This is a genomic window from Streptomyces sp. ActVer (assembly GCF_027270795.1).
GTDB classification, from domain to species: Bacteria; Actinomycetota; Actinomycetes; order Streptomycetales; family Streptomycetaceae; genus Streptomyces; species Streptomyces umbrinus_A.
On the sequence record NZ_JAPWHT010000101.1, the window covers coordinates 1 to 16,103 of the forward strand.

The 16,103-nt window shown below is 70.8% G+C and carries 14 protein-coding genes and 1 pseudogene; 6 read left to right on the forward strand and 9 right to left on the reverse strand.

Translation table 11 applies throughout. The features are described 5' to 3' along the window. Positions 1-644: pseudogene (locus O3Q52_RS18450) on the forward strand (hypothetical protein); the annotation flags it as partial. Positions 645-709: 65 nt separating this feature from the next. Here O3Q52_RS18450 and O3Q52_RS18455 read toward each other — a convergent pair. Further along, on the reverse strand, positions 710-3,658 hold the full coding sequence (locus tag O3Q52_RS18455; RefSeq protein ID WP_269649878.1) for a SpoIIE family protein phosphatase: 2,949 nt from the start codon (positions 3,656-3,658) through the stop codon (positions 710-712). Between the two features lie 210 nt (positions 3,659-3,868). On the opposite strand from O3Q52_RS18455, the gene rutA reads away from it, so the two are divergent. The 3 genes from rutA to O3Q52_RS18470 all read left to right on the forward strand — a co-directional run bounded on the left by rutA (position 3,869) and on the right by O3Q52_RS18470 (position 8,600). Continuing rightward, positions 3,869-4,951: a pyrimidine utilization protein A gene (rutA, locus tag O3Q52_RS18460; protein ID WP_269649879.1), complete on the forward strand. Its 1,083-nt coding sequence runs from the start codon at positions 3,869-3,871 to the stop codon at positions 4,949-4,951. 158 nt (positions 4,952-5,109) lie between these two features. Beyond that, positions 5,110-5,808 carry a response regulator transcription factor gene (locus tag O3Q52_RS18465; protein WP_269649880.1) on the forward strand — a complete coding sequence of 233 codons (699 nt, stop codon included), beginning with the start codon at positions 5,110-5,112 and terminating at the stop codon, positions 5,806-5,808. A gap of 239 nt (positions 5,809-6,047) precedes the next feature. Beyond that, the gene (locus O3Q52_RS18470; RefSeq protein WP_269649881.1) at positions 6,048-8,600 is read left to right on the forward strand and encodes a SpoIIE family protein phosphatase; all 2,553 of its coding nucleotides are present in this window, start codon (positions 6,048-6,050) and stop codon (positions 8,598-8,600) included. A gap of 36 nt (positions 8,601-8,636) precedes the next feature. Here O3Q52_RS18470 and O3Q52_RS18475 read toward each other — a convergent pair whose 3' ends face one another. The 5 genes from O3Q52_RS18475 to O3Q52_RS18495 all read right to left on the reverse strand — a co-directional run bounded on the left by O3Q52_RS18475 (position 8,637) and on the right by O3Q52_RS18495 (position 13,293). Next, a complete protein-coding gene (locus O3Q52_RS18475) occupies positions 8,637-9,404 on the reverse strand; it encodes a YqjF family protein (RefSeq protein WP_269649882.1) in 768 nt (255 codons plus the stop codon). A 137-nt stretch (positions 9,405-9,541) separates the two neighbouring features. Then, complete coding sequence (locus O3Q52_RS18480) at positions 9,542-9,973, reverse strand: hypothetical protein (RefSeq protein WP_269649883.1); 432 nt, start codon at positions 9,971-9,973, stop codon at positions 9,542-9,544. Between the two features lie 99 nt (positions 9,974-10,072). Then, a complete protein-coding gene (locus O3Q52_RS18485) occupies positions 10,073-11,602 on the reverse strand; it encodes a DEAD/DEAH box helicase (RefSeq protein ID WP_269649884.1) in 1,530 nt (509 codons plus the stop codon). A 212-nt stretch (positions 11,603-11,814) separates the two neighbouring features. Further along, entirely contained in the window at positions 11,815-12,018 is a 204-nt protein-coding gene (locus tag O3Q52_RS18490) for a cold-shock protein (protein ID WP_055614959.1), read from the reverse strand. 309 nt (positions 12,019-12,327) lie between these two features. Further along, positions 12,328-13,293 (reverse strand): YihY/virulence factor BrkB family protein, encoded by a 966-nt coding sequence (locus tag O3Q52_RS18495; RefSeq protein WP_269649885.1) that lies wholly within the window; start codon positions 13,291-13,293, stop codon positions 12,328-12,330. A 173-nt stretch (positions 13,294-13,466) separates the two neighbouring features. Between O3Q52_RS18495 and O3Q52_RS18500 the strand changes: the two genes are divergently transcribed. Together O3Q52_RS18500 and O3Q52_RS18505 are read left to right on the forward strand one after the other, a co-directional pair. After that, on the forward strand, positions 13,467-13,640 hold the full coding sequence (locus O3Q52_RS18500) for a CsbD family protein (RefSeq protein WP_269649886.1): 174 nt from the start codon (positions 13,467-13,469) through the stop codon (positions 13,638-13,640). Positions 13,641-13,725: 85 nt separating this feature from the next. Then, positions 13,726-14,181: an anti-sigma regulatory factor gene (locus tag O3Q52_RS18505; protein WP_269649887.1), complete on the forward strand. Its 456-nt coding sequence runs from the start codon at positions 13,726-13,728 to the stop codon at positions 14,179-14,181. A 41-nt stretch (positions 14,182-14,222) separates the two neighbouring features. Here O3Q52_RS18505 and O3Q52_RS18510 read toward each other — a convergent pair whose 3' ends face one another. The 3 genes from O3Q52_RS18510 to O3Q52_RS18520 all read right to left on the reverse strand — a co-directional run bounded on the left by O3Q52_RS18510 (position 14,223) and on the right by O3Q52_RS18520 (position 15,952). Continuing rightward, entirely contained in the window at positions 14,223-14,570 is a 348-nt protein-coding gene (locus tag O3Q52_RS18510) for a hypothetical protein (RefSeq protein ID WP_269649888.1), read from the reverse strand. Between the two features lie 355 nt (positions 14,571-14,925). After that, entirely contained in the window at positions 14,926-15,357 is a 432-nt protein-coding gene (locus O3Q52_RS18515) for a PPOX class F420-dependent oxidoreductase (RefSeq protein WP_269649889.1), read from the reverse strand. Positions 15,358-15,418: 61 nt separating this feature from the next. Continuing rightward, positions 15,419-15,952 carry a hypothetical protein gene (locus tag O3Q52_RS18520; RefSeq protein ID WP_269649890.1) on the reverse strand — a complete coding sequence of 178 codons (534 nt, stop codon included), beginning with the start codon at positions 15,950-15,952 and terminating at the stop codon, positions 15,419-15,421. Positions 15,953-16,103: the final 151 nt, after the last annotated feature.

Genomic DNA, 16,103 nt, shown 5'->3' on the forward strand with positions numbered 1-16,103 from the left:
GGGCGGCCTCCGCGCTGCTGCTCGTCCCGAGGGACGGCGACAAGGGCGACACCGGGTCCGCGGAGGTGACCGCGTCGCAGTCGGCTCGGAAGGCCGAGAAGTCCCCGTCGGCGTCCGGCTCCCCGTCCACCAAGGCGTCGAAGAAGCCGAAGCCCACCAAGTCCGTGCTGCCGTCCGGCCCTTCGGGGCCCGCGACCCCCACTCAGGCTCCGAACCCGGCTCCCCCGGCGGCGTCCAGCGAGCCGGCGGCGCCCAAGGCCCCTGCCCCGGTCACGTACTCCGGGATCCGGATGACCGCGAGCCACGACCTGTATCTGGCGGACACCCCGGTGCGTTCCAAGGCGGACACCGGAAGTTCGGACGAGGATCTGACGTACGCCGTCTACTCCTCGGGCGCTGTTCTCGCCCCCGGCACCACCTCCGGCAGCTCCCTCGCCCTGCTTCCGGCGGGGCGGCAGGCAAGCGTGGAGGCGTGCAAGGGCGCGACCGGCTACAAGAGTTACATCTGGATCAAGGACCTGACCGTCGGCCGGCAGATGTGCGTCATCAGCGGCACGGGACACGTGGGGCTGGTGACGTACCAGGCCTCGTCCGGGACGACGTACGCCACCTTGGACGTGAAGGTGTGGCGCGACGCGGTCTAGGAGGGTCTAGGAGTCGAATCTCCGGCCCCGTGCCGACAGTTGCTGGTGCCTGAGGGGCTCGGTCCCTACAACTCCTGGTCCCCGAAAGGGAGCGCGTCCAGGTCCCCGTCGAACTCCCCGACGTTCGGGAGCATCGGCTCCAGGGCTTCGGACGGCTCGTCCTTGCGGCCGTCCGGGCCAAGGAGTGCCTGCTCGGTCCAGATGCATTTTCCGGTCGCGGTGTAGCGCGTGCCCCAGCGCCGGGAGAGTGCCGTGATCAGTTGCAGGCCGCGCCCGCCCTCGTCGGTGTCCGTCGCCCGGCGGATGCGGGGCATCGTCAGGCTGCCGTCGAAGACCTCGCAGACCAGTTCGGCGTCGTGCAGGAGGCGCAGGCTGACGGGGCCCTTGGCGTGGCGTACGACGTTGCCGACCAGTTCGCTGGCCAGGAGTTCCGTGGTCGGTGTCAGGCTGTCGAGGCCCCAGGCGGAGAGCTGCTCACGGACGTGGCGGCGGGCCTGGCCTGCCGCCCGGGGGTCCTCGGGCAGCGACCAGGAGGCCATCCTCTCCACGGGCAGGGCGTGCAGCCGGGCCACAAGGAGCGCCGCGTCGTCGGCCGCCTGGTGCTCGGCGGGGAGAAGACCGGCCGTGAGGGTGTCACAGAGACGTTCGAGACGATCGCGCTCCCCTTCCGGGTCCACGTCCGTGAAGTGCGCCGCGCGCAGCAGCCCGGCCAGGTCCGCCATCCCCTCGTCGATCTCGCGCGTGGACGACTCCACCAGGCCGTCGGTGTAGAGCACGAGCAGGCTGCCCTCGGGCACCGCCAACTCGACCGTCTCGAAGGGTGGTTCGGCCGCGCCCAGCGGAGGGTCGGGGGCCAGTTCCGGAAAGTGGACCCGGCCGTCGGGGTGGACCACGGCCGGCGGGGGATGGCCTGCCCGTGCGATGGAGCAGATCTGCGTGGTCGAGTCGTACAGTGCGTACAGACAGGTGACGTACGACTCCTCGCCCATGCCGCCGACGATGTCGTTCAGATGGCTCATGATCTCGTCGGGCGGCAGTTCCAGGTCGGCGAGGGTGTGGACAGCCGTGCGCAGGCGGCCCATCGTCGCCGCCTCCGGCAGGCCGTGGCCCATCACGTCGCCGACCACCAGGGCCACCTGGCCGCCCGAGAGCGGGATGATGTCGTACCAGTCGCCCCCCACGTCCATGCCCTGCCCTGCGGGGAGGTAGCGGGCCGCCGCCGTGCAGGCCGACGGGGAGGGCAGGTCCCGAGGGAGCAGGCTGCGCTGGAGTTCGCGGGAACGGGTGTGTTCGGCGTCGTAGAGCCTCGCCCGTTCCAGCGCCTGGGCGACCAGGGCGCTGATCGTGGTCAGGAGGGTGCGTTCGTCGTCGGTGAGGCGGCGCGGGCGGTCGAAGGCCACGACACAGACACCGAAGGTGACGCCGGACGCCGTCAGCGGCAGGAACGCCCACGCCTGTTTGCCCGCGCTCCCGGGCAGGTCGGCCTGTCCCGGTGAGCGCGCGACGAGTTCCTCGACGGTGGACAGGAAGAGCGGCGTGTCGGACGTGATCGCGTCCCAGCCCGGGTCGCCGGACATCCGCGGGCGGCGGTCGACGCTCGCGAGGAAGCCGTCCGGGTAGCCGACCGCTCCCACGGTGTGCAGCCATTCGCCCTCGACGGTCTGCACCAGGAGTCCCGCGGCGGCGAACGGCGGCAGCACCCGCGGGGCGAGCGCGTCCACCACGTCCCGCGAGGTCGTCGCCTTCGCGAGCGCGGCCGTCAGCTCGGCTATCTGGGCCGCGCGTTCGGACGCGACCCGCTCGGCGGCCTGACGCTCCTCCTCGTGCCGCCGCCGCTCGGTGACGTCGGTGAAGTAGAGGGTGCGGCCGTCGGGGCCGGGGACCAGCCGCAGATGGTAGCGGCGGTCGCCCTCCGGTATGTGTACGTCGAAGCTGGCGGGCTTGTCCTCGGCCGCGGCCTTGCGAAAGCGGCTCTCCATGCCGGACACCCGCTGCGCGGTGGGCAGTTCCCACAGGACACGCCCGAACAGCTCCTCCTCGGAGAGGCCCAGCGTGCGTTCCGCCTCAAGGTTGGCGAAGGTGATCCGCCACTCGTCGTCGAACGCCAGGAATCCGTCGCTCATATGGCGCAGGGCGCGGCTGAGGGCGTCACGGGCGGACCGGGACTCGTTGCTCTCCCAGCCCACGCCGATCATCCGGAGGGGTTCGCCGTGTTCGTCGTACGTCGCCCTGCCGCGGGCCTGGGTCCAGCCGTACGTACCGTCCAGGCCGCGGACGCGGTACTCCGCCTCGTACACCGTGTGGTCGCGGATCGCCCGCTGCGCGGCGCCCAGTGTCGGGGCGAGGTCGTCGGGGTGGACGATCCTCATCCAGTTCTCGATCTTGCCGGTGAAGTCGGCCGGTCTGGTGCCGTAGAGCTCCAGGGCAGCCTCGTCCCAGATCAGGTCGCCGGTGCGGATGTCCCAGTCCCAGGAGCCGACGCTGACCTCCTTGAGGGCCTGTCGGAGGCGCTCGCCGCTGAGTTCGGTCTGCGCGGGCCCGGCCGGCGGGGGCGCCTGCGCCATGCGCTCCTCGGTCCAGGCGATCACGGCGTGCAGGAAGTTCCACTGCTCCGGGGTGGGTTCGCCCCCGGCGCCCATGACGACGGAGAGGGCACCGATGGTGCGGTCCCCGCTGGACAGCGGGGCGGCCGCCAGTCCGCTTCCCGGCCAGGTGCCCTCCACCGGCAGGGCCTGTCCGGTGGCTGCCCGCGGCGCCCAGACGCCGCTTCCCTGGTGCAGGGCGCGGGCGGGGGCCAGCGGGCCCTCCTGGTCGATGATCTCCCAGGCCCGGGTGAGGACCGGCGGGAGACCGGCGACGGACACCAGCCGCAGGGCGGACATGGGGCCGCGGAGGTGGATCATCCCTCCCAGCGCACCGAGCTCGCCCACCGCGTGCTGGAGCGCCAACCGGAAGATCTCACTCTCCGCGACACCTGGTTCCACCGTGCCGAGCAGAGCCAGCCGTGCGTTCATACGACAAATTTTACCGTTCTGGCCTCACTGAATGCGGGCCTTCGCAGGAATCACACCTTCGCCTCCGCCCTCCCTTACCTGGTCTTCAACACCCGTGGCTTCAGGCCGGGTTGCCTGTCGTGACGATGGCCGGTCCGACACTCCCGCACCCCGTGTAACACCCCTTCGCCACGGGCAGTCCTCCGATCACGGCGACACACGAGGAGCGGCATGGACATCGGCGTCTTCATCCCCATCGGCAACAACGGCTGGCTCATATCGAAGAGCTCCCCGCAGTACCTGCCGAGCTTCGAGCTGAACAAGGCCGTGGTGCAGAGGGCCGAGGCGCACGGGTTCGACTTCGCCCTTTCGATGATCAAGCTCAAGGGGTTCGGCGGCGAGACCGGGTTCTGGGACCACACTCTGGAGTCGTTCACCTTGATGGCCGGCCTGGCCGCCGTCTCCGACCGGATCAAGCTGTACGCCTCCACACCGATCCTCGCACTGCCCCCGGCAATCGTCGCGCGCATGGCCGTGACGGTCGACTCGATCGCCCCCGGCCGCTTCGGCGTCAACATCGTCACGGGCTGGGCGCCCGGGGAGTACGCGCAGATGGGCCTGTGGCCCGGCGACGAGCACTTCGGCAACCGCTACGCCCGCGCCGTCGAGTACGTCACCGTGATGAAGGAGCTGTGGAGCGAGGGCGTCAGCAACTTCAAGGGCGAGTTCTACGAGATGGACGACTGCGTGCTGTCACCGCGGCCGGCGAACGGGCACATCGACATCGTCGCCGCGGGCCAGAGCAGCACGGGAATGAGGTTCGCCGCCGAGCACGCCGAGTACAACTTCATCCTGGGCAGCGGGGTGAACACTCCGCTGGCGCTCTCGGACACCACGGCCTCGCTCGTGGACATGGCGCGCGGGACCGCCCGTGACGTCGGGGCGCTCTCCCTCTTCATGGTCATCGCGGACGAGACCGACGAGGCCGCCCGGGCGAAGTGGCAGGACTACCACGACAACGCCGACCTCGCCGCGCTGGCGTACATGGCGGGCGAATCGGCCACGGACACGGCCGCCGACGACTCCTCGACCGCCCGGACCATCTCACTGCCCGAGGGAGCGGTGAACTTCAACATGGGCACGCTCGTCGGCTCGTACGAGACCGTCGCGAGGATGCTCGACGAGGTCGCCCGGGTCGACGGCACCAAGGGGATCATGCTGGTCTTCGACGATTTCCTCGAAGGCATCGAGACGTTCGGTACGCGCGTCCAGCCGCTGATGAAGTGCCGCTCGGACAGGTCGGCCGCGGCCTGAGGGCGAGGAGTGAGCCAGACCACAACAAAAACGGTGCCGTATCGATAGCGGCAGGGCTACTCTGGTATCGAGGTGAACGAAACAGTTTCGTTCAGGGCTCCGCGCATGTCCCCGGCGAGGACGCCGCCCATCGCCCCTCCCCATGGAGAACGCCTGCCATGACCTCCGTACTCATCGTGAACGACCAGTCCCTGCAGCGGCTCGGTCTGCGGATGCTCCTGGCCGCCGAGCCCGACCTGACCGTCGTCGGCGAAGCGGCGACCGGGGCCGAGGCGGTCCGTCTCAGCGCCGAACTCCGCCCCGACGTCGTCCTGTTGGACAGCAGCGTCGCCGACACGGACGGCGTCGCGACCATCCGCCGCATCGCCCACCCCTCCCTCCTCCCGCTGGTTTCGGAACTCGCCGGAACCGGTGGGCAGCGCCCGCGCGTGCTCGTCCTGACACCTGCCGGCCGAGAGCGAAGCGCCTACGCCGCCCTGCGCGCCGGAGCGGCCGGATTCCTACTCCAGGACGCCACTCCCGACGAGCTGACCGCGGCCATCCGTATCGTGGCCGCGGGAGACGCCGTGATCACTCCAGGTCTGACCCGCACGCTCATCGAGACGGTCCGCCAGCAGCGCCCCGTCCGCCCGCTCGACGGGCAGGTCGGCCTCGGCACCCTCACCGGGCGCGAACGCGACGTCCTCACCGCCGTCGCCTCCGGCTGGTCCAACGCCGAGATCGCCGAGCGCCTGTCCATCGCCCCGACCACCGTGAAGACCCACGTCAGCAACATCCTCGCCAAGATCGGCGCCCACGCCCGCGTCCAGGCGGTGGTCTTCGCCTACGAGTCCGGTCTGGTGCGACCGGCGGCCTGACACCGATCGGCACGCGTCCGCCGGCGATCGCGGCCGGCGGGCGCGTACTGATCCCCGGAATCTGCCGGACGGTAGCCGCCTGCCACCTCACCGTCACGCTTCCGGACGCCCGGGCCCGTACAGGCGCCATTACCCTCGTCGGATTCACACGGAGTTCCCCGCCCGGGTGCAGGCGGAGGCGATCGTGGCGCATTCTTGCTGTGTCAGCCACTCGGCGGCGCACGGACGAGGTAGGGCCGATGACTGGGAGAGCCGAGCACGACACCCGGACGCCCGCACGCCTGGCCGCGCTGCTGACCGGGATCACGGCGGAGGCGATCGGCGCGGCCGACGGCTTCGCGGGAGGCGTGTACCTGCGGTCCAGTACGCCCGGGCTGCTGCGGCTCGCCGTGCTCTCGGGGCTGCCCGGGCCGCTGTTCCGCCCCTGGTGGCGTCTGCACGTCGACCGTCGGTTCCCCGTCGCTGACGCCTACCGGCTGGGCGTCCAGGTGGTGCTCCCGGACGCCACGGAGACCATGCGCCGCTACCCCCAGTTCGCGGCGGGCCTGCCGTTCCAGTTCGGGTCCGTGTACGTGCCCGTGATCGGCGGGTCGACGGTCTACGGCGTGCTGACCCTGCTGCGCCCCGCGACGTCGGACGCCACCACGGTGCTGCCCGACCGTGACCGTATGGCGCAGCTGGCCGAGGATCTGGGCGCGGCTCTGCGGAGCCTGGAGCAGGGCGACGGGTCTCCGGTCGCCTGGGACGCCGAACCGCTGTGCGTACGCCCACCGTCGGCCGGGCCCCCCGCCGCGCCCATCGGGCGTTTCACCTGGGATCCGGCAACGGACGTCGTGACCGCCGACAACCGGCTGCGCGCCCTGCTCGGGGTGGCGCCGGGAACGTCCGCCGACACCCCGCAGGCGCTCGCGGACGCCGTGGCCGCCGCCGACTCCCATCAGATCCTGGCCGCCCTGCGGGAGACGGCCGCGGGAAGACCGCCGCCGCTGCCCCTGCACGTGCACGCCGTCGACGGCACTCTTCGGCTGCTGGAGCTCTGGACCCCGCACGACACGTCCGTACCGCCCGGAGGGCACCCCGTCCGCGGCATCGTGCTCGATCCGGACACCGGCTCGGCGGCCGACAAGGCGGCCGACCTGCTCCCGGAGGGCGTGTTCTGCCTCGACCGGCTGGGCCTGATCGTCTACGCGAATCCGCGGGCGGCGGAACTGCTGGGCCGGCCGCGGTCCGAGCTTCTGGGCCGCATCCTGTGGGAGGCGGTGCCATGGATGGACAGGCCCGCCTACGAGGACCACCTTCGGGAAGCACTGCTGTCACCGCATCCGGTGCACTGCCACGTCGTACGGCCGCTCCAGGACGAGGACAAGCCCCTCGCGGATTCCCAGGGAGGTGACTGGTTCTCGCTCTCCGTCTATCCGGGTCCCGACATCCTGACCTGCAAGCTCGTTCCGGCCGACCGAATGACGGACCGGCCTCCCGAGCCGGCGCCGCAACCCGGCACAGACGCACCGGCCGACGCGCCCCTGGCCGACGGTTCCCCGGCCGCGGTCACCTCGATGGCCCCGCTGTACCGCCCGATCATCCTCGCGATCGCGCTGACCGAGGCGGTCACCGCCCACCAGGTGTCCGCGGTCGTGATGCAGGAGCTGCTGCCGGCGTTCGGCGGCCGTCGGCTCGCCATCTACCTGCTGCAGGACCGGCATCTGTACCTGGCCTGGGAATCGGGCTTCCCCAAGGGATTCCTCGCACCGTTCGACGGGGTCGGTCTCGACACCCGGCTGCCCGGCGTGGAGACGCTCACCACCGGTAAGCCGCTCTTCTTCGAGTCGATGCACCAGCTCACGGCCGCCTATCCCGGCATCCCGCTCGACGCGACGGAGGGCGCCCGCGCCTTCCTGCCCCTCATCGCCTCCGGGCGCCCCGTCGGCTCGTGCATTCTGGGCTTCGACCGTCCCCGCGACTTCAGCACCGAGGAACGTACGGTGCTCACCGCCCTCGCCGGGCTGATCGCCCACGCCATGGAGAAGGCACACCGCTACGACACCGAGGCCGCGCTCGCCCGCGGGCTCCAGCAGGCCCTCCTCCCCCGGCGCCTGTCCGGCCATCCGCGGGTGGAGACCGTCGGGCGCTATCTGGCGGGCACCCAGGGCATGGACGTGGGAGGCGACTGGTACGACGTCGTCGAGTCCGGGGACGGGCTGGCGCTGGTCATCGGCGACGTCCAGGGACACGGTGTCCAGGCCGCCGCCACCATGGGGCAACTGCGCAGTGCCGTAAGGGCCTTCGCGCTCGGCGACCATCCGCCCGACGAGGTCCTCAGCGGCACCAACCGGCTCCTGATCGACCTCGATCCCGGCCTGTTCGCAAGTTGCTGCTACATCCGGCTGGACCCCATCACCGGTCTGGCCCGGGTCGCCCGCGCCGGGCATCCGCCGCCGATCCTGCGCTACCCGGACGGCCGTACGCACGTCCTGGACATCCCGGGCGGCGTCGTGCTCGGCGTCGACCAGCACGCCCAGTACCCGGTGACGGAGCTGCAGCTGGAGCCCGGCGCCATCCTCGCGCTCTACACGGACGGGCTGGTCGAGCGCCCCGGTGTCGACATCGACGAGGGCATCACGGCACTGCGCGTCGCCCTGGCCCGGGCCGGTTCCCCCGCTGCCCGCCCCGGCGGCCGTTCACTGGCCGCAGTCGCCGACCGCCTCACCGCCAAGGCCCGGCACGTCGCCGACCGCCCCGACGACATAGCGCTGCTGCTGACGGCACGCCGCCCGATGGGGCACCACCGCTGAGCGACGGCGCTCCGCGCGGCGCCCGCCGCACGGGACTCAACCGCGCGGCGGAGGAATCGGGCGCCCGAGACGCACGGGTACGCCCGGCGAGTACAGCACGCTCACCGGTTCGCCCATCGGTGTCGGCAGCCCGGCCGACTCCACCAGGTTCTCCTCGCACGCGACCAGCGTCGCCCGGTGCAGCGGCCAGCGCGGATGGTCGTTCGGCAGGAAGCCCGCGTCGCCGAAGAACGGGTTGTGCATGCCCCAGCGGGCGGTCAGGAAGTGCTCAAGACCCGTCGGCTCGGTTATACGCTCCCCGGGCCTGACGACGAGCCGGCTGTACGCGCCACGCGGTCCCGGCACGCGCCTCGCGCTGATGTAGTCGACGGTGTCCTCGCCGGTCCGCACGGACATACGGGACCACACGTACGGCAGCCGGAACGCGAGCCGCCCCATGACCACCGGCACGAGCCGGGAGGCGTCCATGGAGCGGAAGACCACCCCGCGCCGGCCGTGCGCGTCCACCGAGTACAGGCGCACGTTGGTCTCCGGGAAGGAGCCGAGGTACGGCACTCCCGGCAGGCGCAGCCAGCCCACCTTGTGCATCCGGAACGCGACCAGTCCGACGAAGGTGACGCCGTCCATGGTGTCGGGAACGGTGCCGTCCGGCAGCAGTGCCGCCACGTCCGCCGGATCCACGGCCCAGTGCACGAAGGTGAGGTCCAGCCACTGCTGGGTGAGCAGGGGGCGAGGGAGTGCGACCGGGGCGTCGGGCGTGATCGGTTCCGGCACGGACGAGGTGATCGACACGAGCGAAAGCATCGCAGGACCCTGTCCGGGGCACGGCGAGAACGCGAGCGGTGTGACGCGTCTGGCACCGGTACGCCCCGGTTGCCGTCGTCCCGGGCCCCGCCGTCGTACTTCGGCCCCGGACCCGGGGTCCGGGGCCACGGCGGGGGTCAGACATCGGTGGGCAGGCCGCTCACCTCCGCGATGCCGCGCAGCTCCTCGTCCTGACGGTGTCGTTCACCGATGAAGTCGGCGATCTCCTGGCACCTGGCCGGATCGGCCGCGGTGCCGGAGTCCGTGACGACCCTGACGGGTCCGACCTCGTCGGTCTCGATCTCGACGATCTGGTTGTCCAGCCGTCCCGTGACGGCGACGGCCACGACGAGGGACGCCTCGTCACGGACCTCCTGCGAGACACCGGCGCCGTCCTCGCCCTCGAGACTCAACTCGATCGGCCCAGCCCGTTGCTCCTGCATCGCCTCCAGCACTGGCTCGACCATGCGGAGCAGCAAGGCGTAGTCCGACGGCGCCATACGCACGCGCAACAGGTCGAGATAGAGGTCCACGGGCCGGTCTTCGGGCGGAAACTCTGATTCGCTCATGGGACTCGACTTCCCCGATGTGGCCAAGATGATCGCATCTGGGACCAAAATGGTGGATCTCCGCGCCCGCCGCCACTCGGGAACCGGCTCGTGCCAGGTCTAGGCGCCGCGACGGACCCGGGCGGCCTTACGCGCCTCGGCCGTCTGCCGGGCCTCGGCGGACCGGCGGGACTCGCCACCGGCACGTCCCGGCCGGGTGCCCATGCCGCGGAAGGGCGTACCGCCGCGCTGGGGGCGCTCCGTGACCGGCGCGCTTCCGTTGACGGGGATCCCGGAGGGCGCCTGGGCACCGGTGATGCGGCTCAGCTCGGCCTCTCCCGAGCGGACCTGGGTGATCTGCGGCCTGATGCGGGCGTCGGACATCAGACGGGTCATGTCACGACGCTGATTGGGCAGAACGAGCGTGACGACGCTGCCGGACTCCCCGGCACGGGCCGTACGCCCTCCGCGGTGCAGGTAGTCCTTGTGGTCGCTGGGCGGGTCCACGTTGACGACGAGGTCGAGGTCGTCGATGTGGATGCCCCGGGCCGCGACGTTGGTCGCCACCAGCACCGTGACCTGGCCGTCCTTGAACTGGGCCAGGGTGCGGGTGCGCTGGGGCTGCGACTTGCCGCCGTGCAGCGCCGCGGCCTTCACCCCGCTGCCCAGCAGGTGCCGGGTGAACTGGTCCACGGCGTGCTTGGTGTCGAGGAACATCAGCACCCGCCCGTCGCGGGCGGCGATCTCCGTGGCGGTGGCGTGCTTGTCGGCGCCGTGCACGTACAGCACGTGGTGCTCCATCGTGGTGACCGTGCCCGCCGACGGGTCGACCGAGTGGACCACGGGGTCGTGGAGGTAGCGCCGGACCAGGAGGTCGATGTTGCGGTCCAGGGTGGCCGAGAACAGCATCCGCTGGCCGTCGGGCCGTACCTGGTCGAGCAGCTCGGTGACCTGGGGCATGAAGCCCATGTCGGCCATCTGGTCGGCCTCGTCCAGGACGGTGATCTCCACCCGGTCCAGGCGGCAGTCCTTGCGCTCTACGAGGTCCATGAGACGGCCCGGGGTCGCGACGACGACCTCGGCACCGGCCCGCAGCGCACCGGCCTGCCGGCCGATCGACATACCGCCGACGACGGTGGCCAGCCGCAGCTTCAGCGGCCGGGCGTACGGCGTCAGCGCGTCGGTGACCTGCTGGGCCAGCTCACGGGTGGGAACGAGGATCATCGCGAGCGGCTTCCGGGGCTCGGCACGCCGCCCGGCCAGGCGCACGAGGAGTGCCAGACCGAAGGCGAGCGTCTTGCCGGAGCCGGTGCGGCCGCGGCCGAGGACGTCACGGCCCGCGAGGGAGTTGGGCAGCGTGGCGGCCTGGATCGGGAACGGCTCGGTCACGCCGAGGCGGGTGAGGGTCTCCAGCAACTCGGCGGGGAGGCCCAGTTCACCGAAGGTCGCGACCGCGGGAAGGCCCGGGTTGACGGTGGTGGGCGGTGTGAACTCGCCCTGCAGCGCGGCGGGCCGGCGCCCATTGCCACCCGACCGGGTGACGGGCCGCCCCTGGCTCTGCGGACGGGCACGGCCGCCCCGGCCGGAACCGCCGAAGCCGTCCTTGCGGCCCTTGGAATAACCATCGTTCGTGCGAGCTGAACGGTTCATGAAGAACCTTCCTCGATAGGGCACGTATCGAGGAATTCTCGGCGGACACAAGCCGAACGAATTGCAAGAACGAGCCGGGTGCGAGACCGGAAAACGATCCGGCCGCAGCGATGTGACACAAGAAGGAGGTCCCGGTCGGGGACCCCTGCAAAAATCAGCAAGCTGGGGCCCCACCGCGAGGTGGGACCCCAGCTGCCTCGTGCGATTCGACGTCAGGCAGGCGTGATGTTCTCCGCCTGCGGGCCCTTCTGACCCTGGGTGATGTCGAAGTTCACCTTCTGGCCCTCCTGGAGCTCACGAAAGCCCTGGGTGGCGATGTTCGAGTAGTGGGCGAAGACGTCGGGGCCGCCGCCCTCCTGCTCGATGAAGCCGAAGCCCTTTTCCGAGTTGAACCACTTGACGGTTCCAGTAGCCATGTCATTTCCCCTTCGGGGCAGTACCCGGGGGTCCGCACTGTGTGGACCCCTGCGTCGCCGCAATGAACCCGTCCGGAAAGAGCGCCGGAAATACAAAAGTGCCCGGCGATATGTAATCATCCGAGGCACTTGAAGTGTGCGGGAACTACAATTGCAACTGGATCAAGACTATCACGACACACCCACACGGCAACGGCTGACCCGCCCTGTCGGGAGCACCTTCGGCAACGGATCACCCGACCAGGCGTCGCGCGGGGCCGGATGCAGGGAGGCCCGCGCCTCACTCTGGCAACCGACGCCCCGTCAAGTTCAGGGGCCGGACCCCGGGTCCGGTTTCACGGCGTCGGTGATTCCGGCGCGGGCGGCCTCGAGCTGGGCGGCGAAGGCGACACCGAGGAAGAGAGCGACCCCGGTGAGGTTCGCCCACAGCAACAGCGCGACGAAGGCGGTGAGCGGTCCGTACACGGCACCGAAGGACCCGCTGCTGGCGACGTAGAACGCCAGCAGCCAGGTGGCCGCGACCCACAGCACCAGATGGACCGCCGAGCCGAAGGCGAGCCAGGTGTAGCCCGGCTGGTCCCTGCGCGGAGCCCAGCGGAAGATCACAGCCGAGGCGACCCAGACGAACACCACGCCCAGCGGGACCTGGAGCGGCCCCCACCAGTCGAGGTTGTCGCGCGACCAGCCGAGGGCCTGGACCACCGACTCCCCCACCGCGTCTCCGGCGACCAGGACGAGGAAACCGAGGACCATCGGCATGCCCGCGGCGAGGGCGAGCAGCAGGGACCGGCCGTACTTGGCCAGAACCGGACGGTCGCGCTCGATCCCGTAGATGCGGTTGGCGCCCCTTTCGACCTGGCCCATGGCCGAGGCCAGGTTGAGTATCGCGAAGGCCAGGCCCAGCCACATCGCCAGGGCGCTCCAGATCCCGGAGCCGGCGCTGCGCTCGGTCTCGGCCAGGGCGTCCTCGACCAGGTCGGCGCTGGCGCCGGGCACGATCCGGCCGAGGGTGAGTTCGATGATCCGGCCGACGCTCTCGGTGTGGACGGTGGTGGCGACACCCACCAGGGCGATGATGAAGGGCACCATGCCCAGGACCACTTGGAAGGCGAGGGAGCGTGCACTGGTGAAGCCGTCGGCGTAGCGGAAGCGGGAGAACGCGTCCAGCAGCAGGCGACGGCCCCCGTAGCGCCGCAGCGCGGTGAGCGCCTCGTCACCGGACAGCTCCTCCCCGATCATGTCCCGCGTCTGCGGGACGTGCCCAGCGGTCCCCATCGCTCACGTCTCCTCGTTCTGTGGAATTCGGTGAATCCTTTTCCGGATCGGGAATGATTCGGCCCTTCGGGGGAAGCCCGCCGAATTCTCGACCCACCCGTGTTTGGACGGCCATTCCCCGGTCAGCCGTAATAGTAGAGCGCACCGTCGAAGCAGTGAGGACGTGATCCGCAGTGGCCAGGAACCAGAAGGCACGAGCCAAGACGGAGCAGGCCAAGGGCAAGGCCAAGGAGGCCGCGGGCCGTGCGGTCGGCAATGAGCGGCTGACCGCCGAGGGCCGGGCCGAGCAGTCCAAGGGCGACGCCCGCCAGGCCAAGGAAAAGACGAAGGACATATTCCGTCACTGATGTCGATCATCCATTCCGCAGGGCCCGCTGCGCGCTTGCGGCGGGCCCGCCTGTTTTCAGGTCTTTTCAGGCGAAGGAGCGAAGAATGTGCGGGGAGCACCGGACGCACCCGATCGACACGGTGACGGTCCCCGGCCGGTCTCGTTCACCGGGACCGCGCAGTCCGGCCGAGGTGCGCGAGGCGGTCAGGCACGCCTTCGAAGGCGCACGACGATCCCGCAGGCGCGACACCGTGGCCGGTGACGAGGCCGTCGGCGACGCCCTGCTCGTCGCTTCGGAACTCACCACCAACGCGATGCTGCACGGCGGCGGTGTCACCCAGTTCGAGGTGACGCTGGACGACTGGGACGTACGTCTGTCGGTGAGCGACCGCAGCCAGGAACTCCCGACATCGGCACGGCACATCGACGAGCGGGGGTTCATGCGGGTCGGAGGTCACGGCTGGCCGATCGTCTGCCATCTCGCCCGCGACATCACGATCTCGGAGCTCGACGCCGGCGGAAAGCGCATCACCGCCGTCGTACCGCTCTCGCCCCGGTAGGAGCCGGGCACCGCCCCGCTGTGGCGGGAGGGCCCCTCGGTTCACGCCGAGAGGGCCTGCCGGGTATGGCGTGGGGTGCCCGCCGCGGGTGGCGCGCCCGGCACCGCGGGGCGCACGGGGTAGGTGGTCTTCGCCGGGTCCACGACCGGGTCCCCCAGCACGATCCGGCCCGCCGCCTGCAGCGCGTCGCACTCGTCGGTGGGCAGGGCCACATGGCTGACACCCAGCCCGGCGCCGGAACCGAGGGGCTGCCAGTAGCCGTACCGGCGACGGCCGTTGGCGTGCACGGTCAGCCAGACGGGAACGCGCTGCACCGTGATGAGACGCAGAACCTCGGCACCGCCGGGGCCGAGCGGAGCGGGTGTGCGCGGGAGGGCTCGGAGCATCATCAGCGGTCTCCGTCCAGGACGCGCGGCACGGCTCGGCGGTGGGGAGTGGGCGTCATGTACGGGCGGCCTTTCGTCGGACGGGTGCGATCGCGCATCGCCGGGACGATGACGTTCTCGCTGCTCCGCATTGTTGCGGAGGGCACTGACAACGCGGCCGGAGCGGCTCCGGAGCACCCTCCGAAGCCGCTCGTCCGGCCCCTCGTGACCGACGGGTGTCCCGGTTACGGACTCCCACTCCTCGGTTTCAAGCCCGCGCCCCTCTGTTTCAAGCCCCGCGTGTCATGGCGGTGAGCGCGTTCCGGCGGTGAGCGAACCGCCCGAGTCCACTTCGGGCGGCTCGCCGGCCGTGGCGCCTTCAGCGGATCCTGGCGCCGTACACGTGGGTGACCGTCATCGTCATGAGCACTCTACGGTCAGTGACCATCGCCGACCGGTATTCGTCCCAGTCCGAGTGCTCACCGGCGGCGCGCCGGTAGTAGTCCACCAGCGCCCCGACCTCCGGGCCGTGGGGGTCGGTTCCCGGCCCGGTGAGGGTCACCGTGCCCTCGGCCGTCGCCCATGACCAGCCGTCGGGGCCGGTGACCTCCAGTGCCGCTCGCGGATCCCTGCGCAGGTTCGCCGTCTTGGCTCGTCCCTCGGTCATCGAAACGTGGAGAACATCGGCCTCCCGGTCGTAGAAGGGCATGACGGGCGACAGCTGGGGGCGGCCGTCCGACTTGATCGTCGCGAGAACGCCGAGCCGGCTCTCCGCGAGCAGCGTGCGTGGGTCGAATGGTGTGGCGGTCATGTCCAGGGCCAAGTCGAGACCGCGGTCCGGCTATTCCCGGCAGGGCGAGACCGACGGCCGGTCATGACCGCGATCCTGAGGGCTTGCGGAACTGCTCGATCATCGCCGTGTAGCCGTCACCTCCACGTCCGACGGCCAAGGCCCGGTCTGCCAGGGCCTGGATGAACCTGGGCAGGTCGGCGTCGGCACCGCGGGACTCGCTCTCCTGCGCGAGGTGCTCCATCGCGGCCCGGTGGGTGTCGAGGGTGGCGTCGAGGGCCGGGTACGTACCCTCGGCGATCTGCTGCGCGTAGCCGGGCAGCCAGTCGGTCACGATGCCGATCCCCTGCCTCACGAGCGGGACGAACCCCGCGGGGTCCACCCCCGCCGCCCCGAGCAGCGCGGCACCATGCAGGAACCCGTTCAGGACGCCCCACATCAGGCCCAGCACGGCCATGTCGTGCAGCGCCGACAGGGTGTGGTCGCCGCCCAGATACGTCGTTGCCTCGGCCAGGCTCCTCAGTACGGGCTCGTGCAGGTCGAAGGCCGCCCTGGGCCCGCTGTAGAGGATGATCGCGTCGGCCGTGCCGATGCCCGGAGGGACGGCCAGGATCACGCCGTCGAGGTAGTCGCTGGACGGCTCCCGACCTCGAACCCTGTCCGGAGCTCCTGGACACCCTTCGGGCGCGCCTGAAGGAGCTGGACGAACACATCGACACCCTCACGCGCTCCCGCCAGGTCCTCCACGACTACATCGACGCAACCGA